Annotated in this window: 19 protein-coding genes and 2 riboswitches; of the genes, 11 read left to right on the forward strand and 8 right to left on the reverse strand. The window is 72.4% G+C overall.

From position 1 onward, the window contains the following. Positions 1-176 precede the first annotated feature (176 nt). Entirely contained in the window at positions 177-1,439 is a 1,263-nt protein-coding gene (locus ABT015_RS34605; protein WP_350886346.1) for a L,D-transpeptidase, read from the forward strand. Positions 1,440-1,458: 19 nt separating this feature from the next. On the opposite strand, the gene ABT015_RS34610 is transcribed toward ABT015_RS34605, so the two are convergent. The 5 genes from ABT015_RS34610 to ctaE all read right to left on the reverse strand — a co-directional run bounded on the left by ABT015_RS34610 (position 1,459) and on the right by ctaE (position 6,265). Beyond that, positions 1,459-1,830, reverse strand: coding sequence for a GntR family transcriptional regulator (locus ABT015_RS34610; RefSeq protein WP_063347288.1), 372 nt, complete (start codon positions 1,828-1,830; stop codon positions 1,459-1,461). Positions 1,831-1,936: 106 nt separating this feature from the next. Next, on the reverse strand, positions 1,937-3,589 hold the full coding sequence (qcrB, locus tag ABT015_RS34615) for a cytochrome bc1 complex cytochrome b subunit (protein WP_350886349.1): 1,653 nt from the start codon (positions 3,587-3,589) through the stop codon (positions 1,937-1,939). Beyond that, on the reverse strand, positions 3,586-4,638 hold the full coding sequence (gene qcrA / locus ABT015_RS34620) for a cytochrome bc1 complex Rieske iron-sulfur subunit (protein WP_350886351.1): 1,053 nt from the start codon (positions 4,636-4,638) through the stop codon (positions 3,586-3,588). Before qcrA ends, qcrB begins: the two co-directional genes overlap by 4 nt. A gap of 8 nt (positions 4,639-4,646) precedes the next feature. Then, positions 4,647-5,456: a cytochrome bc1 complex diheme cytochrome c subunit gene (qcrC, locus tag ABT015_RS34625; protein ID WP_063347285.1), complete on the reverse strand. Its 810-nt coding sequence runs from the start codon at positions 5,454-5,456 to the stop codon at positions 4,647-4,649. Between the two features lie 188 nt (positions 5,457-5,644). Continuing rightward, positions 5,645-6,265: an aa3-type cytochrome oxidase subunit III gene (ctaE, locus tag ABT015_RS34630; protein WP_063347284.1), complete on the reverse strand. Its 621-nt coding sequence runs from the start codon at positions 6,263-6,265 to the stop codon at positions 5,645-5,647. A 395-nt stretch (positions 6,266-6,660) separates the two neighbouring features. Between ctaE and ABT015_RS34635 the strand changes: the two genes are divergently transcribed. From ABT015_RS34635 to ABT015_RS34645, 3 genes are all read left to right on the forward strand, one after another. Then, the gene (locus tag ABT015_RS34635; RefSeq protein WP_350886353.1) at positions 6,661-7,086 is read left to right on the forward strand and encodes a response regulator; all 426 of its coding nucleotides are present in this window, start codon (positions 6,661-6,663) and stop codon (positions 7,084-7,086) included. A 120-nt stretch (positions 7,087-7,206) separates the two neighbouring features. Next, entirely contained in the window at positions 7,207-8,283 is a 1,077-nt protein-coding gene (trpD, locus tag ABT015_RS34640; RefSeq protein WP_350886355.1) for an anthranilate phosphoribosyltransferase, read from the forward strand. A 107-nt stretch (positions 8,284-8,390) separates the two neighbouring features. Then, positions 8,391-8,508, forward strand: a riboswitch (SAM riboswitch). 53 nt (positions 8,509-8,561) lie between these two features. Continuing rightward, entirely contained in the window at positions 8,562-9,941 is a 1,380-nt protein-coding gene (locus ABT015_RS34645; protein ID WP_350886357.1) for an aminotransferase class V-fold PLP-dependent enzyme, read from the forward strand. Between the two features lie 42 nt (positions 9,942-9,983). On the opposite strand, the gene ABT015_RS34650 is transcribed toward ABT015_RS34645, so the two are convergent. Then, a complete protein-coding gene (locus tag ABT015_RS34650) occupies positions 9,984-10,265 on the reverse strand; it encodes an Lrp/AsnC ligand binding domain-containing protein (RefSeq protein WP_063347281.1) in 282 nt (93 codons plus the stop codon). A gap of 41 nt (positions 10,266-10,306) precedes the next feature. Further along, complete coding sequence (locus ABT015_RS34655; RefSeq protein WP_350886360.1) at positions 10,307-11,089, reverse strand: rhomboid family intramembrane serine protease; 783 nt, start codon at positions 11,087-11,089, stop codon at positions 10,307-10,309. Positions 11,090-11,290: 201 nt separating this feature from the next. Here ABT015_RS34655 and ABT015_RS34660 point away from each other — a divergent pair, with 201 nt between their 5' ends. The 6 genes from ABT015_RS34660 (at position 11,291) to ABT015_RS34685 (ending at position 18,537) form a co-directional block, all read left to right on the forward strand. Continuing rightward, entirely contained in the window at positions 11,291-11,554 is a 264-nt protein-coding gene (locus ABT015_RS34660) for a hypothetical protein (protein WP_350886362.1), read from the forward strand. Between the two features lie 267 nt (positions 11,555-11,821). After that, positions 11,822-13,168 carry an NYN domain-containing protein gene (locus ABT015_RS34665; protein ID WP_350886381.1) on the forward strand — a complete coding sequence of 449 codons (1,347 nt, stop codon included), beginning with the start codon at positions 11,822-11,824 and terminating at the stop codon, positions 13,166-13,168. 200 nt (positions 13,169-13,368) lie between these two features. Beyond that, a complete protein-coding gene (locus ABT015_RS34670; RefSeq protein ID WP_350886364.1) occupies positions 13,369-14,403 on the forward strand; it encodes a C40 family peptidase in 1,035 nt (344 codons plus the stop codon). A 337-nt stretch (positions 14,404-14,740) separates the two neighbouring features. Beyond that, positions 14,741-14,890: riboswitch (cyclic di-AMP (ydaO/yuaA leader) on the forward strand. Positions 14,891-14,900: 10 nt separating this feature from the next. Further along, on the forward strand, positions 14,901-16,046 hold the full coding sequence (locus ABT015_RS34675) for a C40 family peptidase (RefSeq protein ID WP_350886366.1): 1,146 nt from the start codon (positions 14,901-14,903) through the stop codon (positions 16,044-16,046). 227 nt (positions 16,047-16,273) lie between these two features. Beyond that, on the forward strand, positions 16,274-17,320 hold the full coding sequence (locus ABT015_RS34680; RefSeq protein ID WP_350886368.1) for a C40 family peptidase: 1,047 nt from the start codon (positions 16,274-16,276) through the stop codon (positions 17,318-17,320). 185 nt (positions 17,321-17,505) lie between these two features. Further along, positions 17,506-18,537 carry a hypothetical protein gene (locus ABT015_RS34685; RefSeq protein WP_350886370.1) on the forward strand — a complete coding sequence of 344 codons (1,032 nt, stop codon included), beginning with the start codon at positions 17,506-17,508 and terminating at the stop codon, positions 18,535-18,537. A gap of 64 nt (positions 18,538-18,601) precedes the next feature. Here the strand turns inward: ABT015_RS34685 and ABT015_RS34690 are convergent, their stop codons facing one another. Further along, complete coding sequence (locus tag ABT015_RS34690) at positions 18,602-20,041, reverse strand: glycosyltransferase 87 family protein (RefSeq protein WP_350886372.1); 1,440 nt, start codon at positions 20,039-20,041, stop codon at positions 18,602-18,604. Between the two features lie 244 nt (positions 20,042-20,285). Between ABT015_RS34690 and ABT015_RS34695 the strand changes: the two genes are divergently transcribed. Next, a complete protein-coding gene (locus ABT015_RS34695; protein ID WP_350886375.1) occupies positions 20,286-21,422 on the forward strand; it encodes a glycosyltransferase family 4 protein in 1,137 nt (378 codons plus the stop codon). Positions 21,423-21,520 lie beyond the last annotated feature (98 nt).

Raw genomic sequence — 21,520 nt, forward strand, 5'->3', positions numbered from 1 at the left:
CCCGGGTTCCGCCGACGACGACAGGGCCGGTCCTCCCCGCATGGGGAGGACCGGCCCGTTGCGTCTCCAGGGTGACGAAACCACTCACCCGGGTGAACACGGGGTCGCTCCGATGTCGCTTCGGGGGGCCTCGTTCCTACGATCTGAGCAATCGTGCGGACCCTCGGAGGCGTTTCATGGCCGACAGGCGCGGAATCGCAGGTATCGGCGGCATCTCGCTGACCCTCGCAGTACTGGCCCCGCTGGCCGCCTGCTCGTCCGGCGGCGGCGAGGCGGTCGGCCCCCACCGGATCGACGCGGCCGTGCTCGTCCACCTCTCGGCCGAGGGGGAGGGCAAGGTCGACCCCTCCAAGCCGGTCACGGTGACGTCCGTGCCCGGCAGCCGGCTCACCGACGTCACCGTGACCGGCCCGGACGGCCGGGTGGTGGCCGGCCAGCTCGCCGAGGACCAGCGCAGCTGGCAGACCACCGGCCGGCTGAAGGCCGACACCGACTACTCGGTGCGGATCGCCGCGGACGACGGCAAGGGCGGCCGCGGCGACACCACGGCGGACTTCAGCACCCTCGCCGCCCAGCGCCTGCTCACCGCCAAGCTGGGCCCGGACTCCTCCGGCAGCGGCCTCTACGGCGTCGGCCAGCCGCTCACCGTGCAGCTCTCCGAGGCGGTGCAGGACCCGCAGGCCCGCCAGGAGGTCGAGCGCGTCCTGACCGTCAGCTCCCAGCCCGCCGTCACCGGCGCCTGGTACTGGGTGGGCGACAAGGAACTGCACTTCCGCCCGCAGGAGTACTGGCCGGCCGGGACCACCGTCTCGCTGGCCTTCGACGGCACCGGCGTCCGGATCGCGGACGGCCTCTACGGCGGCGACCGCAGCACGCTGGGCCTGCGGATCGGCGCACGGGTCGAGACGGTGGTCGACGCGGCCGCCCACCTGCTCACCCTCAGCCGTGACGGCGAGCTGCTCCGGAGCATCCCGGTGACCACCGGCAAGCCCGGCTTCGACACCCGCAACGGCGTCAAGGTGGTGCTCGGCCAGGAGCGGTCCGTCCGGATGAACGGCGAGACGATCGGGATAAAGGCCGGGAGCTCGGAGTTCTACGACCTCAACGTGGAGTGGGCCACCCGGGTCACCTGGAGCGGCGAGTACGTCCACGCGGCGCCCTGGTCGGTCCGCTCGCAGGGCCTGGAGAACGTCAGCCACGGCTGTACCGGCATGAGTACCGAGAACGCCAAGTGGTTCTACCAGAACACCAGGGTGGGGGACCTGGTGACGGTGGTGAACAGCCGCGGCGCCACCATGGAGCCCTTCGGCAACGGCTTCGGGGACTGGAACATCTCCTGGACGGACTGGCTCAAGCACAGCGCCCTCGGACAGCCCGTCAGCACCACCGCGCCGGCCTCCCAGGCCCACGCCTCGGGGATGATCCGCCCGGAGGCCTGAGGGCCCCTGGAGCGCCTCCTCAGGCCTCCTGGTAGGCCAGCCGCAGGGCGGCGTCCACCGCGGCCAGCGCGTCCGCCCGCGGGAGCCCGAGCCGGGTCGCCCGCTCGGCGTACTCGGCGGCGGCCGCGGCGGCCAGCCGGTGCGCGGTGTCGCCGGTGGCCGCGATCAGCGTGCCGCGCCGGCCGTGGGTCTCCACCACGCCGTCCGCCTCCAGCTCCCGGTACGCCCGGGCGACCGTCCCGGCGGCCAGCCCCAGCTCCTCGGCCAGGGCCCGGACGGTGGGCAGCCGCAGCCCGGTCGGCAGTTCGCCGGAACGGGCCCGCTCGGCGATCTGGGCCCGGATCTGCTCGTACGGGGGAGTGGCGGCGGCGGGGTCGACGGACAGCTGCACGGGAGCTCCTGGAGGGTGCGGACGGGGGACGGGAAAGCCCGAGGGCCGCCGACCAGAAGAACTCTGGTCAGCGGCCCTCGGGTGTGACGCTGCGGGGCGTACGGGATCAGTGGTGGCCGTGGCCGCTGGTGATCTCGTGGTGCTCCTCGGAGGTCGGCTTGGGGATCTGGGCGCCGCCGCCGTAGAAGCCGCGGGACAGCTTGGCCCGGGTTCGGCCGAGCAGGCCGGCCTTGCTGGCCACGCCGTTCTCGTCCGTCTGGGCCGGCAGCTCGACCGGCTGCACCTGCTCGTGCGCGGTGAGCTTGTACAGGTCCTTCTGCGGCAGCTGGGCGTGCACCTCGACGAACTCGCCGTGCGGCAGGCGCTTGATGACGCCCGTCTCGCGGCCGTGCAGCACCTTCTCCTTGTCCCGGCGCTGGAGGCCGAGGCACCAGCGCTTGGTGATGATGAAGGTGATGACCGGCACCGCGAAGAAGCCGACGCGGACGAAGTAGGTGATCGAGTTGATCGACAGGTGCAGGTGGGTGGCGAACAGGTCGTTGCCACCACCGACCAGCAGCACCAGGTACAGGCTGATCCAGGCGGCGCCGAGCGCGGTGCGGACGGGCGCGTTGCGCGGGCGGTCCAGGATGTGGTGCTCGCGCTTGTCACCGGTGATCCAGCCCTCGATGAACGGGTAGACCGCGATCGAGACCAGGACCAGCGGGAAGATCATCAGCGGGATGAAGACGCCCAGGTTCAGGGTGTGGCCCCACAGGCCGACCTCCCAGCCCGGCATGACGCGGATCAGGCCTTCGGAGAAGCCCATGTACCAGTCGGGCTGGGCGTCCGTGGACACCTGGTCCGGGCGGTACGGGCCGTACGCCCAGATCGGGTTGATCGTGGCGATCGCCGAGATGGCGGCGATCAGGCCGAACACCAGGAAGAAGAAGCCACCGGCCTTGGCCATGTAGACCGGCATCAGCGGCATGCCGACGACGTTCTTCTCGGTCTTGCCCGGGCCCGCCCACTGGGTGTGCTTGTGGTAGAAGACCAGGATCAGGTGCGCCACCAGCAGGCCGAGCATGATGCCCGGGATCAGCAGCACGTGGATCGTGAAGAAGCGCGGCACGATGTCGTGGCCGGGGAACTCGCCCCCGAACAGGAACATCTGGATGTAGGTGCCGACCAGCGGGACGGCGAGGATCGCGCCTTCCATGAAGCGGATACCGGTACCCGACAGCAGGTCGTCCGGCAGCGAGTAGCCGAAGAAGCCGTCGAACATGCCCAGGATCAGCAGCAGGAAGCCGAAGACCCAGTTGATCTCACGCGGCTTGCGGAACGCGCCGGTGAAGAACACGCGCATCATGTGCACGAGCATCGCGGCCACGAAGACCAGGGCGGCCCAGTGGTGGATCTGCCGGATCAGCAGACCGCCGCGGATCTCGAAGCTGATGTCCACCGTCGAGGCGTACGCCTCGGACATCCCGATGCCCTTGAGCGGCACGTACGAGCCGTTGTAGACGACCTCGGCCATCGACGGCTTGAAGAACAGCGTCAGGTAGACACCGGTCAGGATGATGATGACGAACGTGTAGAGGCAGATCTCGCCCAGCATGAAGGACCAGTGGTCCGGGAAGATCTTGCGCAGGTTGGCCTTGGCGAGGGAGTAGATCCCCACCCGGCCGTCCGTCCAGTCAGCAGCGGCCTCCCACTTGTTGGCGGGCTTGGCGCGCGTGCTGGCGGGCTTGGCGGCACCGGTGGTGCTGCTCGTACTCATCGAGCACGCTCCCAGTAGCTCGGGCCGACGGGCTCGTCGAAGTCGCCGGTGGCGACCAGGTAGCCCTTCTCGTCAGTGATGATCTTCAGCTGCGGCAGCGGGTGGCCGGCCGGGCCGAAGATCACGCGCGCGCCGTCCGCCAGGTCGAAGGTCGACTGGTGGCAGGGGCAGAGCGCGTGGTGGGTCTGCTGCTCGTACAGGCTGATCGGGCAGCCGACGTGGGTGCAGATCTTGGAGTAGGCGAGGATGCCCTCGAAGCCCTTCTCCCGCGACCGGTCGTCCTTGATGTCGTCCGGCGCGATGCGCACCAGCATCAGGGCGTCCTTGGCGATCGCCTGCTGGAAGTCCTCGTCGTGGACGTGCAGACCCTCGGGCATGGCGAAGGTCAGCGAGCCGATGACGATGTCCTCGGCCTTCATCGGCAGGTTGGTGTTCATGTTGATGAGCTGCAGGGGCTTGGCCGGGGTCGCCTCGATCCAGCCCGTCTCCTTCAGCTTCTTCTCGGGCAGCGGCCCGAGGTCGCGGAGCAGGACCACGCCGGAGAGCGGGACCAGCGCCATGGAGCCGATGAGGGTGTTGCGGATCATCTTGCGGCGGCCGAAGCCGGACTCGGCGGCACCGGTCTTGAACTGCTCGATGACGTCCGCGCGGACCTCGTCGTCAGCCTCGATCGGGTGGCGCTCGGCCGGCAGCTCGACGTCCGACATCAGCGTGCGGGCCCAGTGGACCGCACCCGCGCCGATCATGAACAGCGCGATGCCCAGGGTCAGGCCGAGCGCGAAGTTCAGCGCGCTGACGTGACCGAGCGGGAAGATGTAGACGATCTTGTCCGGGTCGATGGCCACGTACGAGGCGATGAACCCGATGGTGGCGAGCATCGAGACCACGAACATCAGCGAGACCTGGCGCTCGGCCCGCTGGGCGGCCCGCTCGTCGATGTCGGTGCGGCGGGGCTCGTGGGCCGGCAGGCCCGGGTCGGCGAACGGGTCGCCGTGCGCGGCGACGTCACCGGCGGAGCCGTGCGACTCCGGCAGCTTCTCTTCTGACATGTCGTGGCTCATGACTTCTTGGCCTTGGTGGTGTGGGCGGCGACCCAGATCGCGACCGCGATGAGCGTGCCGAGACCGAAGATCCAGCCGAACAGACCCTCGGTCACCGGACCGAGGCTGCCGAGCGTGAGACCACCGGGGTTGGGCTCATCGGAGGTGGTGTGGCGGACGAAGGCCACGATCTGCTTCTTCTGCTCCTCGGGCATGGTGGTGTCCGGGAACGACGGCATGTTCTGCGGGCCGGTCTGCATGGCCTCGTAGATGTGCTTGGCGTCCACGCCCTCCAGCGACGGGGCGTACTTGCCCTTGGTCAGGGCACCGCCCTGGCCGGCGAAGTTGTGGCACTGGGCGCAGTTGGTGCGGAACAGCTCGCCACCCTTGGAGATGTCATCCGGGTTGGTCGAGGTGTACTGCTCCGGGGTCGGCGTCACCGGGCCGGGGCCGAGCGAGGCGACGAAGGCGGCGAGCTGGTCGATCTCCGCCTGCGAGTAGATGTTCTTCTTGCGCGGCACCTGGGCGCCGGGCTGCTGGGCCGGCATGCGGCCGGTCCCGACCTGGAAGTCGACAGAGGCGGAGCCGACGCCGACCAGGCTCGGACCGTCGCTGCTGCCCTGGCCGTTCAGGCCGTGGCACGAGGAGCAGCCCACGGCGAAGAGCTTCTTGCCCTCATCGATCGCGAGCGACTGCGCGGCGACGTCGGCCTGCGCCTTGTCGGCGGGCGCGAACGCGGCGTACAGCCCCCCGGTTGCCGCCAGGGCGAGAAGTAGGACGACCAGCGCCGCCAATGGGTGGCGCCGTCGTGCGGAGAGCTTTTTCACGGAATAACCCCGGTGTCAGGATCTGGTCGACTGGTGGGTGCACCCGGCGGCCGGTCTGGCCGGCACGAGGCTGCCTGTCTAGGGCTGCGCGCGCGGTCGGTCGGTGGGAGCGTCGCCCACCGGCAGAATCGGCCCGACGCCGGTGAGGGCGGGGACCGAAGCCGGTGGCCAGCGACCTGATCAGCTGGTTACTTGATCAGGTAGATGGTCGCGAACAGGCCGATCCACACGACGTCGACGAAGTGCCAGTAGTACGACACGACGATCGCGGCGGTGGCCTGCTCGTGCGTGAAGCGCTTGGCTGCGTACGTCCGTCCCAGGACCAGCAGGAAGGCGATCAGACCACCCGTCACGTGCAGACCGTGGAAGCCGGTGGTCAGGTAGAACACCGTGCCGTACGGGTCGGAGGACAGCGAGAGGCCGTCCTTCTTGACCAGCTCGGTGTACTCGAAGATCTGGCCGCCGATGAAGATCGCGCCCATCACGAAGGTGATGACGAACCACGAGCGGAGCTTCTTCACGTCCCCGCGCTCGGCAGCGAACACGCCGAGCTGGCAGGTCAGCGAGGAGAGCACCAGGATCGTGGTGTTGACCGAGGAGAAGGGCACGTTGAGGGCGTGCGCCTTCTCGGTCCAGAACTCGGCTCCCTTGACGGAGCGGAGCGTGAAGTACATCGCGAAGAGGGCCGCGAAGAACATCAACTCGGAACTGAGCCAGACGATCGTTCCGACGCTGACCATGTTCGGCCGGTTGACCGATCCGTGCGCGTGCCCGGTTTCTACTGCTGTTGCTGTCGCCACGACGGACATTATGTCGGTCCCTTATTCCGTCTTCACGCCGGGGGGTGTCCCTCGGAGTGTCCGGTGCGTGCGGTATGCCCCCCTGGAGGGCGGTGGGGGGTCCCAATGGCGGCTGAGCAGCGGCGTGTCCCTTTTCTGACGGTTCCTCGAAGGGGCCCGGGGCCCCGTTGCCCAGCGCGTCGTTGCACGCTTGGCGGAGCCTCCGGGGGTAACGCGAGGGCCCCTTATCGGCCGTACGGGTGGTCTGGACGGGTCCGGGTGACGGGCCGTCCTCCGGGCGGGTGAGTCGCGGGCGCGGCGGCTTGAGGAGGAAGGTCCGCGAGGGGGACTCGGCGACGGGTGATCGGGAGTAGCATCCGGATCAGGCGAACGTGGTCCGGATCACACTTGAGGGAGCAGGGCCCATGGCGTACACGACCGACGAGACGCTCACCGTCCTCGTCTACAGCGATGACCGCAACACCCGCGAGCAGGTGCTGACGGCACTCGGCCGCCGGCCCGTCGAGGACCTTCCGGAACTGTCCTACCTGGAGTGCGCGACCACCCCCGCGGTGCTGAAGGCACTGGAGAAGGGCGGCGTGGACCTCTGCATCCTGGACGGCGAGGCGGTGCCGGCCGGCGGGCTCGGGCTCGGCCGCCAGCTCAAGGACGAGATCTACGGCTGCCCGCCGGTGCTGGTGCTGATCGGCCGGCCGCAGGACTCCTGGCTGGCCGCCTGGAGCCGGGCCGACGCCGCGATCTCCCGCCCGGTGGACCCGGTGGCGCTGGCCGAGGCGGTCGCCACCCTGCTGCGGGCACGGCTGGCCAAGCGGGCGCCCGTCAGCCGCTGAGCGGTGCCGTCTCAGGACTAGAGAAGACGCCGCCGCGGGAACCCCGCCGGTCGATAGGCTGACTCCATCCGTACGGACGTCCCCCCGACGCGGGGAACCCGACAACAGCTGGAGTCAGCCATGGTGAACGTGAACCCTGCGAACGGTGGTACCGCACCCGCGCAGGTGGTCCGCACCTGGCCGGACGTCCTGGCGGCGCTGTTGAAGGGGGAGGACCTCGACCGCTCGGCCACCGCGTGGGCGATGGACCGGATCATGAGCGGCGAGGCGTCCCCCGTCCAGGTGGCCGGGTTCATGGTGGCGCTGCGGGCCAAGGGCGAGACGGTCGACGAGATCACCGGCCTGGTGGACGCGATGTACGCGCACGCCGAGCCGCTGGACATCCCCGGCCCGGCCGTGGACATCGTCGGCACCGGCGGCGACCGGGCCAAGACCGTCAACATCTCCACCATGTCGGCGATCGTCGCGGCCGCGGCCGGTGCCAAGGTGGTCAAGCACGGCAACCGGGCCTCCTCCTCGGCCAGCGGCTCCTCGGACGTGCTGGAGAAGCTCGGCGTCCGCCTCGACCTGTCGGCCCGGCGGGTCGCCGAGATCGCCGAGGAGGTCGGGCTGACCTTCTGCTTCGCGGCCAAGTTCCACCCGTCGATGCGGCACGCCGCCACCGCCCGGCGCGACCTCGGGGTGCCGACCGCGTTCAACATCCTCGGCCCGCTGACCAACCCGGCCAAGGTCACCTCGCACGCGATCGGCTGCTTCGACACCCGGCTCGCCGGACTGATCGCCGGCGTGCTCGCCCGGCGCGGCTCGACCGGCCTGGTCTTCCGGGGCGACGACGGCCTGGACGAGCTGACCATCACCACCACCTCGCAGGTGTGGATCGTGCGGGACGGGACCGTCACCGAGACCTCCTTCGACCCGCGGGACGTCGGCGTCGAGCTGGTCGGCATCGAGGCGCTGCGCGGGGCGGACCCCTCGTACAACGCCGAGGTCGCGCGCCGGCTGCTGGCCGGCGAGCGCGGGGCCGTGCGGGACGCCGTCCTGATGAACACGGCGGCGGCGCTGGTCGCGCTCGACCTGGGCGAGGCGCCGCTCACCGAACAGCTCGCGGCCGGCATGGCACGGGCGGAGCGGGCCATCGACTCGGGCGCGGCGCAGGAGCTGCTGCAGCGTTGGTCGGAGGCCACCAGCCAGGCGTGAGGCGGTACTTGGGAGCCCGTGCCGGAACGCCGGCGCGGGCTCCTCGGCTGTCCGGATGGTGGATGCCTGTTTGACCACTCGCTGGGCGCGACCTAGAGTCTTGGCCAGGTCATGAGTGACAGCACCAAGCCCCAGCTTGCTGTCCGGCAACCCTCCGTCCGTGGCGGGGTGCCCTGGGTGAGGACCGGGTCGCTCGGCGAATCGTCCGTGCGGCAAGCGCGGACGCCCGACGACTTAGCACTCCCGGGGTCCCATACCCCCAGAAGGAGTGCATCCTCATGTCGATTGCCACCGAAATCTGCGCCCCCCTCGCCGTCCTCGGCCACGACGTCCAGGTCCCGCTCGCCAGCGGCGAGAAGGTCGGGTACGCGGCCCTCGACTACGCGGCCAGCTCCCCGGCGCTCCAGCGGGTCTGGGACGACGTCTCCGCCTACGCCCCCTACTACGGCAGCGTGCACCGCGGCGCCGGGTACCTCTCCCAGCTGTCCACCGACCTGTTCGAGCAGAGCCGCCGCACCGTCGCCGAGTTCCTCGACCTGCGCGAGGGCGACCAGGTGGTCTTCACCCGGGCCACCACCGACTCGCTGAACCTGCTCGCCTCGGCCGTCCCGGCCGGGACCCGGGTGTTCGCCTTCGAGACCGAGCACCACGCCTCGCTGCTGCCCTGGGCGCATGCCGGGCTCGACGTCCACTACCTGCGCGCGCCGCGCTCGCACGCCGAGGCGGTCGCCGCCCTGGACGCCGCGCTCGCCGAGGCGCCCGAGGGCCCCAAGCTGCTCTGCGTCACCGGAGCCTCCAACGTGACCGGCGAGCTGTGGCCGGTCGCCGAGCTGACCGGGACCGCGCACCGGCACGGCGCCCGGGTGGTGCTGGACGCCGCCCAGCTGGCCCCGCACCACCGGGTCTCGGTGCGCGAGCTGGACGTCGACTGGATCGCCTTCTCCGGCCACAAGATCTACGCGCCCTTCGGCGCCGGCGTGCTGGCCGGCCGGGCGGACTGGCTGGACGCGGCCGACCCGTACCTGGCCGGCGGCGGGGCGACCCGGACGGTGGCCCGGGAGAACGACGGCTCGGTGGCCGTCCAGTGGCACTCCGGCCCGGCCCGGCACGAGGCGGGCTCGCCGAACGTCATCGGCGCCTACGCGATCGCCTCGGCCTGCCGGGCGCTGAGCGAGGCGGGCTTCGACGCGCTGGAGGCCCGGGAGCGGCAGCTGATCGCCCGGCTGACCGCCGGGCTGGCGGAGATCCCGCAGGTCAAGGTGCTGAACCTGTTCGGCGCCGAGGCGGCCCGGGTGGGCGTGCTGTCCTTCGTCGTCCAGGGCTGGAACAGCTCGCACTTCTCGGCCGCGCTGTCCGCCGAGTACGGCATCGGGGTCCGCGACGGCCTGTTCTGCGCGCACCCGCTGCTGCGCACCCTGCTCGGGGACGAAGAGGTCTCCCCCTCCGAGTGCGGGGCGCCCGAGCCGTCGCTGCCCGGCGAGCGGAGCCTGAACGCGATCCGGGTGAGCTTCGGGGCCGGGACCCCGGACGAGCACGTCGACCGCTTCCTGACCGCCGTGCGCGAGCTGGTCACGGACGGTGCCGCGTGGAACTACCGCAACGAGGGCGGGCGCTGCGTCGCCACCGTGCAGGTCGACCGGGGGCGTCAGCAGGGCTGAGGGGCCCGGTCGGCGGGGCCGGGGGTCGGGGGGCGGGGGGGCCTACTCGTCCAGGCCGAGGGCGAAGGCGGCCTCGAGGTCGTGCTGGGAGTAGGTGCGGAAGGCGATCTGGGTCTCGGTGTGGGCCACGCCCGGGACCTTGTTCAGCCGGCCCGGGATGACCGCGGCCAGATCGTCGTGCCGGCGCACCCGGACCATCGCCACCAGGTCGTAGCCACCGGTCACCGAGTACACCTCGCTGACGCCCTCGATGGCCGCGATGGCCTCGGCGATCTCCGGGATGCGGTCGACACTGGTCTTGATCAGGACGATGGCGGTGATCACTGTTCGGGCTCCTTTGTGGGGTGCCGCCAGCGTATCGGGCGTCAGCCGGGTCGTCTCGGGGGGTGGCTGACCACCGTGCAGGCGTAGAGGAAGCCCGCCGAGAAGCCGATCACGTGGACCAGATAGGCCACGCCGGGCCCGGCCGAGTGGACCGACCACCACTGCAGGGCGAACCAGAGGCCGAGCACCAGCCAGGCCGGGAAGCGCAGCGGCAGGAACAGCAGCAGCGGGACGAGCGTCGTCACCCGGGCCCGCGGATGGAAGCGCAGGTAGGCGCCGAGGACGGCGGAGATCGCGCCGGAGGCGCCGATCAGGACCCGGGTGGAGCCCGGGGAGTGCGCCTCGGCGAGGGCGAAGCCGTACGTGGCCAGGCTGCCGGCGGCCAGGTAGAAGACGGCGAACCGGGCCCGGCCCAGCCGCTGTTCGACGGTGGGGCCGAAGACGTGGAGGAAGAGCAGGTTGCCCAGCAGGTGCAGCCAGCCGGCGTGTACGAAGAGCCCGGTGAGGACGGACAGCGCCGGGTGCTTGCGCGGGGTGGGCGCGGCCGGGCAGCCCGGGGCCGGGTCGGGGGCCTGGGCCAGCTGCTCGGCGGTCAGCGGGCGGCCGGCCAGCACCTCGGCGGGGATGACGCCCCAGCGCTGCTCGTACCGCTGCTCCGCGCAGAGCCGGGACTGGCCGGTGCCGTACAGCGGGTTGAGCCCGGCGGCCGGGCCCAGCAGGAACACCAGGGTGTTGAGCGCGATCAGGGCGTAGGTGACCGCCGGGGCGGGCACGGACGGGTACTCGCCCCGCGCGTCGGTGTGCCCGGGGGCCGTCACTGCCATGGGGCCAAGCATCCCTCCGTGTCGGGCGTGTGACACGGCCTTGTACGGCAGGTGGACTAGCCCGCTCGTTCTCCTGACCGGTGGCCGTGATGGTTGCCTCAGGCAATAGGCTTGGGGCGGGCAATCCCGCCTCCCGCCGCCGACGCCGGGGCTCCGGGGGGAGCGCCTAGCCCACCCAGGGACCACCCGAGAGGACCCCCGATGACCGTCCCCGCCCTGACCGCCGAGACGCGCTGGCGCTGCACCCTGTGCGGAAACCTCACCCGCTTCGACGTGACCCGCACCGCGCGGGTCACCGAGTTCCTGCACTTCGACCTGGCCGGCGAGTCCAAGGTCGAGGAGACCGAGGTGCTGAGCGAGACGATCGAGTCGGTGCGCTGCCGCTGGTGCAACGCCGTGGACCAGGTCGAGCTGGTGGCCCGTCCGGGCGCCGAGAACGCGGAGGCCTCCGCCGAGCAGGGCTGACGCCCGACGGCGCGGGGGGCGGGTGCACGGCGCGCCTGCCCGCCGCGCTGGGACAATACAGACAGGACGCACGGAGCGTGACGACAGGGCGGCGGCCGCGGGCCGTGACCCCGTAGGACCAGGATCGGAGCCGAGGACGTGGTGGACGCAGCGAGGGAGCCCGCCGAAGCGCAGGGGCTTCAGCCCGCTGCGGCCGCGCAGGCGCAGGCCGCCGACGCGGCCCCGTCCGAGCCCGCGGCCGTCGGCGGGGCGGCGGGTTCGGGCGAGGTGGCGGGTTCGGGCGAGGTGGCGCCGGAGCGTGCTGCCGAGAAGCTGGACCGGCCGCTGCCCGAGGGCGTGCGCCGGCGTGTGGTCGGCCTGGCCTCGGACGCGCTCGGTGGGCTGCCGCCCGGCGAGCTGCCGCAGAGCCTGCGCCAGTACGTCAAGTTCACCCCGGCCCGGCGGGCCAAGTACGCGGCCACGGCGCTGGCCGCGGCGCTGGAGTCGGAGCCGGCGTTTCGGGTGCGGATAGCGGAGCGGCTGAGACTGGGCCAGCCGGACCTGGTGAAGGCGTTGGAGTCGGGCAGCGTCCCGGGCGCCGCCGATCCGATGGACGTCGCCGCCGCGGCTTACCTGGTGCGGGCGGCCGGCTGGAGCCGGCTGGTGGCCGAGGCCGGGGAGGAGGCCGAGCGGGCCGGAGCCGAGGGCGCGGCCGCCGAGGCCACCCGGCTGGTGGAGAAGTTGCAGGCGGAGCTCGCCGAGCTGCGGTCCGCCGCCCGGGCGGACCTGGAGCGGCAGCGCTCGGAGTCCGAGGACGTCCGCCGGGAGGCCGAGTCGCTGCGGAAGAAGGTGCGCTCGCTGGAGAGCGACACCCGCCGGGCGCAGGCCGAGACCAGGCGGCTGACCGCCGAGCTGGAGGCCGCGAGGGCGCAGGCGGCCGCCGAGCGTGGCGCCGCGGAGTCCGAGGCGCGGCGGCTGCGGCACCGGGTCGGCGAGCTGGAGACGGCGGCCGAGCAGGGCCGCCGGTCGGCCCGCGAGGGCCGCAGCGTCGAGGACATGCGGCTGCGGCTGCTGCTGGACACGGTGCTGCAGTCGGCTCAGGGGCTCCAGCGGGAGTTGGCGCTGCCGGTCTCCCAGATCCGGCCGGGGGACCTGGTGGAGGCGGTGGTGCCGGGTGCGGCCTCGCCGCACGACGTGGCCCGGCGCGGTCTGGCCGACGACGATCCGGCGCTGCTGGACCAGCTGCTGGCGATCCCGCAGGTGCACCTGGTGGTGGACGGCTACAACGTGACCAAGACGGGCTATCCGACGCTGCCGCTGGAGCAGCAGCGGATCCGGCTGCTGGGCGGGCTGGCGATGCTGGCCCAGCGCACGCAGGCGGAGGTCACCTGCGTGTTCGACGGGCAGGACCTGGACGTTCCGGTGATCATGGCGCCACCGCGCGGGGTGCGGGTGCGGTTCAGCAGGACCGGCGAGACCGCGGACGAGCTGATCCGCCGTCTGGTGCGGGCCGAACCGCAGGGGCGTCCGGTGGTGGTGGTGTCCACCGACCGGGAGGTCGCGGAGGGCGTGCGGAAGGCCGGCGCGCGCCCCGTGGCTTCCGTTCTGCTGCTGAACCGGCTGGCGCGGCCCTGACGGCTGCCGCAGCGGGATGACGCCTGGTCAGCGCCCGGTTTGCGGTGGTGTGCACATCGGGTGAAGCCTGCGGGGGAAGTGGAGTTCACGCCTTCGGGGGAGTGGCAAAACCCGTGGATCTTCCCTAGGGTGTGGCGTCAAACCTATTTTCCGGATTCTCACCTGATCGGGTGAGGCCGATGGAAGAAGGAGCAATTCCCTTGGCCTCCCACCGCCGTCCCAAGCAGCCGAGCCGCGCCCGGGTCTCCGTGCTCACCGCTGCCGCGGCGACCGCGGTCGCCCTCTCCGCGCAGGTCGCCGCGCACGCCGCGCCCCAGCCGAGCAAGAGCGACGTCAAGGCGCAGATCGACCAGCTCCAGCAGGACCAGGAGCAGGCGGCGGAGAAGTACAACGGCGCCAAGGAGCGGGCCGACCAGCTCCGCAAGCAGTCCGACCAGCTGCAGGACAAGGTGGCCCGCAGCCAGGACGAGATGACCCAGCTGCAGACCGGCCTGGCCGGCGTGGCGGGCGAGCAGTACCGCACCGGCGGCATCGACCCGTCCGTCCAGCTGATGCTCTCCTCCGACCCGTCCGGCTACCTGGAGAAGGCGTCCAGCGCCCAGCAGGCCAGCGCCAGCGAGTCCGAGGCGCTCAAGGGCCTGCTGGACCAGCAGCGCCGGCTGGACCAGGAGAAGTCCGAGGCCGCCGCCGTCCTGGCCTCGCTCGACTCCACCACCAAGGACCTGAACCAGGCCAAGACGGACGTCAACCAGAAGCTCAAGGCCGCGCAGGACCTGCTGAACTCGCTCAGCGCCTCCGACCGCGCCGCGCTGCGGGCCCAGCAGCAGCAGGACGACCGCGCCTCGCGCGGCAGCGACCGCGCCGACCTCGGCAGCCTCCCGCAGGCCGGCGGCTACGCGGGCGTGGCCGTCGCCAAGGCGATGAGCAAGCAGGGCTCGCCGTACGTGTGGGGCGCCACCGGCTCGACCACCTTCGACTGCTCGGGCCTGATGGTCTGGGCGTACGGCCAGGCCGGTGTCTCGCTGCCGCGCACCTCGCAGGAGCAGGGCAACGTCGGCACCAAGGTCTCGCTGGACCAGGCCCAGCCGGGCGACCTCGTCATCTACGGCCCCGACCGGCACCACGTCGGGATGTACATCGGCAACGGCATGGTGGTGCACGCGCCGCACACCGGTGACGTGGTGAAGGTGATGAAGGTCGACGCGATGCAGATCAACACGATCCGCCGGGTCTGACGTCCTGACACGCCCGAAGGGCCCGTCCGGGCCTGTGATCCACGCCACCCTCCGACCGGGGGTGGCGTTCGGGTTTTGTCCGCAGCACGAGTCCCTGGTGAAGAGTGATCAGCTTTGCGTGCGGCGGTGATCACTATGTGTCATATTCACAAAAGAACTTTGGTCTTCTTCCGTCTTTTTTCTGACAAGGATTTGAACGGATCACGGTTCAGTTACTAGGGTCGTGCCCCGAACCACCGCACTCCCGATCGCCCAGCCAGGGTGACGGCGGTGGTTTCCGTCGAGTTCGTGACGCAGCGGGGCGGGCCCAGTGCCTGCCCGACGGGGAGCCCAGCAGTCGGGGGTGCTGTCGAACGGAGCCGGGGAACCACGTTCCTCCGGGGTGAATCGGCGCCAGGTCGGCCGGTGGAACGGCCGTGAGGCGTCGTAGGGCACGCTTCCGGCCCGAACCCGTCAGCTCACCCGGTAGACGGCGTAGGAAGAAGGAGTCCGCCTTCGTGGCGTCCCATCGTCGTCCCAAGCCCGCCAGTCGCACCCGGGTCTCGATCCTGACCGGCTTCGCCGCGGCGGCCGTCGCGCTGTCCGCGCAGTCCGGCGCCCACGCCGACCCGCAGCCGACCAAGGACCAGGTCAAGGAGCAGGTCGACCAGCTCAACGACCAGGCCGAGGTCGCGACCGAGAAGCTCAACGCCGCCCAGGAGAAGCAGCAGCAGCTGCAGAAGCAGGTCACCGACCTCCAGGACCAGGTGGCGCGGCAGCAGGGGCAGGTGACCGACCTCCAGGGCGGCCTGGCCGAGATCGCCGGCGAGCAGTACCGCAACGGCGGAATATCCCAGACCGTCCAGCTGATGTTCTCCGCCAGCCCGGACACCTTCCTGAGCCAGGCCGACACGCTGAACCAGGCCGGCGGCACCCAGAAGGGCCAGCTCAAGCAGCTCCAGGACGAGCAGCGCAAGCTCGACCAGGTGCGCTCCGAGGCCCAGGACAAGCTCGCCGAGATGGAGACCACCACCCAGCAGCTGAAGAGCGCCAAGGACGACGTCCAGGGCAAGCTCAAGGCCGCGCAGGACCTCTTCAACACCCTGTCCGAGCAGGAGCGCCAGGCGATCCGCGCGGCCGAGGAGAAGGCCGCCGCCGAGGCCAAGACGAAGGCCGACGCCGCCGCGAAGGCCGCCCAGCAGCAGGCGGCGGCCCAGCAGGCCGCCGACCGCTCCTCCCGCGACAACAGCCGCACCGACCTGAGCGCGTCGCAGGCCCCCGCCGCGCCGGTCACCAAGCCGAGCGCCGGCAGCTCGCGCGGCGCCGCGGCGCTGTCCATCGCCGCCTCCAAGATCGGCAGCCCGTACGTCTACGGCGCCTCCGGCCCCGGCTCCTTCGACTGCTCGGGCCTGATGGTCTGGGCGTTCAACCAGGTCGACGTCTCGCTGCCGCGCACCTCGCAGGAGCAGGCCCACGCCGGCACCCGGATCGGCAGCGACCTCTCCCAGGCCCAGCCCGGCGACCTGCTGATCTTCTACGGGGACGCCCACCACGTCGGCATCTACGCGGGCAACGGCCAGGTGCTGCACGCGCCGAAGCCGGGCGCGTCGGTCCGCTACGAGGCCGTCAGCAACATGCCGCTGACCTCCGTCGTGCGGGTCTGATCCCCGCGCAGGCCTTCCCAGGCCCGGCCTTCCACCACGGAAGGCCGGGCCTGCGGCTTTTCCGGTTCCTCGGACGAATGTCCGATTGCGGGTCAAATATTCGGGTTGGCAGGGGTTTGGACTCGGTTGCCCGGACTCGCTAACGTCTGCCACCGGACTCCGCTTCCAGGGCCGCCCGCGTCGGGGCGGCGGCGGGGCCCCACCGCCGGATCGGAGCAGCTGCCGCCATGCCCGTGCACCGTCGTTCCCAACTGCTCGCCCGTGCGCTGGTGCTGACCGCGGCCGCCACCACCGCCCTGGGCGTGACGACGGGCGGCAGCGCCCAGGCCGCCCCCGCCGTGCCGGACACGCCCACCCGCAAGGACGTCAAGGCGCAGGTGGAGCAGCTCTACGGCGAGGCCGAGCAGGCGTCCGAGAAGTACAACGCCGCCCAGGAGACGCAGCAGCGGCTCCAGGGCGAGACGACCGTCCTCCAGGGCGAGATCGCCGTCGCCCAGGACCAGCTCAACCAGTTGCGCGGCGACCTCGCCACCGTGGCCGGCGCCGAGTACCGCGGCGGCGGCATGGCCCAGACCGCCCAGCTGATGCTCTCCACCGACCCGGAGGGCTACCTGTCCCGGGCCCGCACCCTCGGCCAGGCCGCCGAGCGGCAGCAGGAGACTCTGCACGAACTGGCCACCCGCGAGCGCCGGCTCGACCAGCGCCGCACCGAGACCGCCGGCAAGCTCGCCGAACTCGACCAGGCCCGCCGCTCGCTCGCCGACAGCAAGCAGCAGATCCAGCAGCGGCTCACCAAGGCCCAGCGGCTGCTCAACAGCCTGGGCGTCGCCGAGCGGGCCCGGATGGCCGCCCAGGACGCCCGGGAGGCCGAACAGCGGGCCACCCGGGGCACCGACCGGCTGGACCTCGGCACGGCCCCGCCCGCCTCCGAGCGCGGGGCGGCCGCGCTGGCCGCCGCGGTGCGGATGATCGGCTCGCCCTACCTCTACGGATCCACCGGGCCCCGAGCCTTCGACTGCTCCGGTCTGATGTACTACAGCTGGCGGCAGGCCGGAGTGACCCTGCCGCGCACCTCGCAGGCCCAGGCGTACGCCGGGCAGCGGGTCAGCCTCTCCGAAGCGCGGCCGGGAGACCTGGTGATCTTCTACCGGGACATGCACCACGTCGGGATGTACGCCGGCGGCGGGGTGATCGTGCACGCCCCCTACCCGGGCGCCAGGGTCCGCTACGAGAGCGTCAACGCGATGCCGGTCGCGGGGGTGGTCCGGCTCTGAGCCCGGCACCGTCCGACCCCGACGCCCCCCACCCGATAGACGGCGCCCGCCGGACGCTGTCCCGGCGCGGTGCGCTGCTGCTCGCGGCCGGCGGGCTGGCCCAGCTGTCGCTGCCGCCGGCGGCCCCGGCCCCCTCCGCGGCCGGGCGGGCGTCGGAGCGGCGGGCGTCGGAGCGGCGGGCCGAGGTGGCCGCGCTGCTGGACGCGCGGGCCCGGGCGCTGCCCTCCTGGTCCGGACCGGCGGCGATCGAGGCCGGCTACCGCAACCTGGTGCTCGGCGCGGACGCCGGACCGGAGCGGCTCACGGCCGCCGCCGACCTGGCGGTCCGGATCACCGGGTACGACGACTACCCGGTGGTGTACCCGCGCCGGATCGACCTGGTCCTGGCCGGCGGCGGCTGGCGGGTCGACCGGGAGGAGAGCGCGAGCGGGCCCCCGGCGCTCTGGGACCTCGGCACCGCCCGGTCCGCGGCGGGCGCGCACTGCCTGGTGCTCGGTCTGGCCGACGGGCCCGACCCGGCCGGTCTGGTCGCGGTGGCCGACCGGGCCGCGCCCGCCGTGAGCGAGGTCTGGGGCACCGGCTGGGCGGGCCGCCTACTGCTCGAAGTGCCCGCCACCGCCGAGCAGTTCGCCCGGCTGCTGGAGGTCGACCCGGCGGGCTGGGCGGGCATGGCGGCGGTCACCTCGGCCGCCCCCGGCGCGCCCTGGCACACCCCCGCCGACCGGGTGCTGGTCAACCCCGACACGTTCGGGCGGCTCAGCGACTTCGGTCGGCAGGTGGTCGTCACCCACGAGGCCACCCACGTCGCGACCAGGGCCGATACCCGGGCCTGGACACCGCTCTGGCTCTCCGAGGGCGTCGCCGACTGGACCGCCTACCGGGACTCCGGCCGGCGCCCGCAGCAGATCGCCCCCGAGCTGGCCCGGGACGTCGCCGCCGGCCGGCTGCCCAGCACGCTGCCCGCCGACCGGGACTTCACCGCGGGGGCCGACGGCATCGCCCAGGCGTACGAGCAGGCGTGGCTCGCCTGCGAGCTGATCGCCCGGCGCTACGGGCCCGAGCGGCTCGTGGCGTTCTACCGGGCGGTCGGCGCGGCCGACGGGCAGGGGGAGGACCGGGACCGCCGGCTCGACCGGCTGCTCCGGGCCGGACCGGGCGTCGGCCTGGCCGAGTTCACCCGGCTCTGGCTGGACGAGGTGGCCGCGCTGCGCGATTAGGGCGTGTCCGGTGTCGCGGGCCCGGCAAGATCGGCCGGACCGGGCCTGACGGCGCGCGCGGCGTTCAGCGCCGCTGCCTGACCGGGGTACCGGGCCGCTGCCTGACCGGGGTGCCGGGCCGGTCGATGCCGTCCAGCAGGTCCTGCTCGTAGGCGATGCCGGGGCGCACCGGGTAGGCGCCGGCGGGCACCGGCTCGGGCTTGGCCAGCACCACCGTCGCCGGGAGCTGTGCCGGGCCGCGGGTGGCGCGCCAGAGCCGGACGCAGGAGAGCACGGTGGCGGCCAGCAGCAGCAGGTTGCGCAGGCTGAGCACGGTGACGCCCCAGGGCTCGCTGGCGAGGATCCGGCTGAACATCAGCGGGAACTCGGCCAGCGTCAGCGGGCAGGCGAGCAGGATCAGCAGGGCCACCGGCCGCTGGCTGCTGCCGCGCACGGTCAGGCAGACCGCGGCGACGCCGATCAGCCAGACCAGGTACTGCGGGCTGATCACCCGGCTGGTGACGGTGAAGATCAGCAGCGCGCTCAGCGCCGCGTCGTACATGGTGGCCGCGTTGCGGCGCTTGGCGGTGAAGCGCCAGAGCAGCAGCCAGGCGAAGCCCAGCACGGTGCCGGCCATCATCACCTTGCTGATCACGGGGACCCACGGCCCGAGCATCTCCGGGGAGCCGTAGTTCATGGTGACCTTGCCGTCCCAGGCGTCCGCGAGCCGGGCGAAGTGCAGCGGCAGCGCGCCGAGCGACTCCACCTCGATGCCGCGCTCCTTCTGGAAGGCGAGGAAGCCGAAGGCGCCGTTCATCCCGGCCGCGAGCAGGAAGCCCACCGAGACGGCGGTGGCCGCGGCCAGCGTCCAGGCGCGGCGGGTGCGGCGGCCGGAGGGGGTGCCGATCAGGGCGAGCAGCGGCCAGATCTTGATGATCCCGCCCAGGCCGAGCAGCATCCCGCCGATCGCCGGGCGGCGGATCAGCGCCAGCAGGCCGGCCAGGGCGATCGCGGTGACGATGATGTCCAGCCGGTTGTAGACCATCGGGCCGAGCAGCGGTACGGCCACCACCCACATCCAGGCGCCGGTCAGTGCCCGGCCCCGGCGCAGTCCGGTGCGGACCAGCAGGGCGGTGGCGGCGACGTCGGCGATCCCGCAGATCACCCAGAAGGAGACCAGGTAGGACCAGGGCAGCAGGCCCGGCAGCAGGATCACCAGGGCCGCGCCGGGCGGGTACTGCCAGGTCACGTCGTCGAACGGGAAGGTGCCGGTCTGCAGGACGCCGTACCAGGCGTGGTAGATCATCCAGACGTCGGCGGTGATGTCCCCGCCGAGCCCCTTGACCACGCCGGTCATCAGCAGCACCAGCACCGTCCGGGTGGCCAGCCAGGTGGCACCGAGTGCGGCGAGCGCCCCGAACGGGCGGCCGGGGGCACGGGCCGGCTCCTGCCGGGCGGCCGGCGTCGGGCCGGGGCCGGCGGCGCCGCTGGGTGTACCGGACTCGGTGGCCGGGGCCAACTCCACTGCGCTCCCTCGTTCGTCTCGGACGTCCCACCGGAGGCGCCGCGCGACGGACGCCCGGGCGGTCGGAGGGGCGGGCGCGGCACGCTTGGCCGGGCCGCCACCGGCCGCCTAGGTACTAGGACTGACCCGGGGGTGAAACGGTTGCCGTGCGCGGATCCGTTCCCGGCGGGTCATGGTGTTGACCTATCGTACGGATCACCCAGCGGTACACCGAGCACCCCCCGACAAGCGAGCCGTGGCCTGAATGCACCGAACCTTGATCGTCACCAACGACTTCCCGCCCCGCCCCGGCGGCATCCAGGCCTTCGTGCACAACATGGCTGTACGTCAGCCCGCCGGGAGCATCGTGGTGTACGCCTCCACCTGGCGGGACGGCAGCGAGGTGGCCCGCTTCGACGCCGAGCAGCCGTTCCCGGTGATCCGGGACCGGACGAAGGTGATGGTTCCCACACCGCGGGTCACCCGGCGGGCCGCCGAGATCCTGCGGGCGGAGAAGTGCGACTCGGTCTGGTTCGGCGCCGCCGCCCCGCTCGGGCTGATGGCGCCCGCGCTGCGCCGGGCGGGTGCGGTGCGGCTGCTCGGCATGACCCACGGGCACGAGGCGGCCTGGGCCCAGCTGCCGGCCGCCCGGCAGCTGCTGCGGCGGATCGGCGCGGGCACCGACGTGCTGACCTACCTGGGGGAGTACACCCGGTCCCGGATCGCGGGCGCGGTCGGGCCGCAGGCCGCGGCCCGGATGGTGCAGCTGCCGCCGGGCGTGGACGAGACGACCTTCCACCCGGGCTCGGGGGGCGCCGAGGTGCGTCGCCGGCTCGGGCTGGCGGACCGGCCGGTGGTGGTCTGCGTCTCCCGGCTGGTGCCGCGCAAGGGCCAGGACACGCTGATCGAGGCGATGCCGCAGATCCTCGCCGACGTGCCGGACGCCGTGCTGCTGATCGTCGGTGGCGGCCCGTACCGGGCGGACCTGGAGAAGCTGGCCGACGCCACGGGGGTCCGGGCCTCGGTGCGCTTCACCGGCGCGGTGCCGTGGGAGGAGCTGCCCGCCCACTACGGGGCCGGGGACGTCTTCGCGATGCCCTGCCGGACCAGGCGCGGGGGGCTGGACGTCGAGGGCCTGGGCATCGTCTACCTGGAGGCCTCGGCGACCGGTCTGCCGGTGGTCGCGGGCGACTCCGGCGGCGCGCCGGACGCGGTCCTGGAGGGCGAGACCGGGTACGTGGTGCCGGGCGGCTCGGCCGCCGCGGCCGCCGAGCGGATCGTCCGGCTGCTGGGCGACGAGGAGCTGCGGCGGCGGATGGGCGAGGCCGGACGGCGCTGGGTGGAACGCTCCTGGCGCTGGGACCTGCTGGCCGGGCGGCTGACCTCGCTGCTGGCGTCCTAGGCCCAATGCCAGTGACTTTGGGGTGCCTGTCTCGTTGGTTGTGGTGTGGCGAGAGTGGGGCAGGTCAAGTCGCCTGCGAGTGAGCGGTTGTCGGACCG

This window comes from Kitasatospora sp. NPDC094016 (assembly GCF_040304045.1).
GTDB lineage: Bacteria > Actinomycetota > Actinomycetes > Streptomycetales > Streptomycetaceae > Kitasatospora.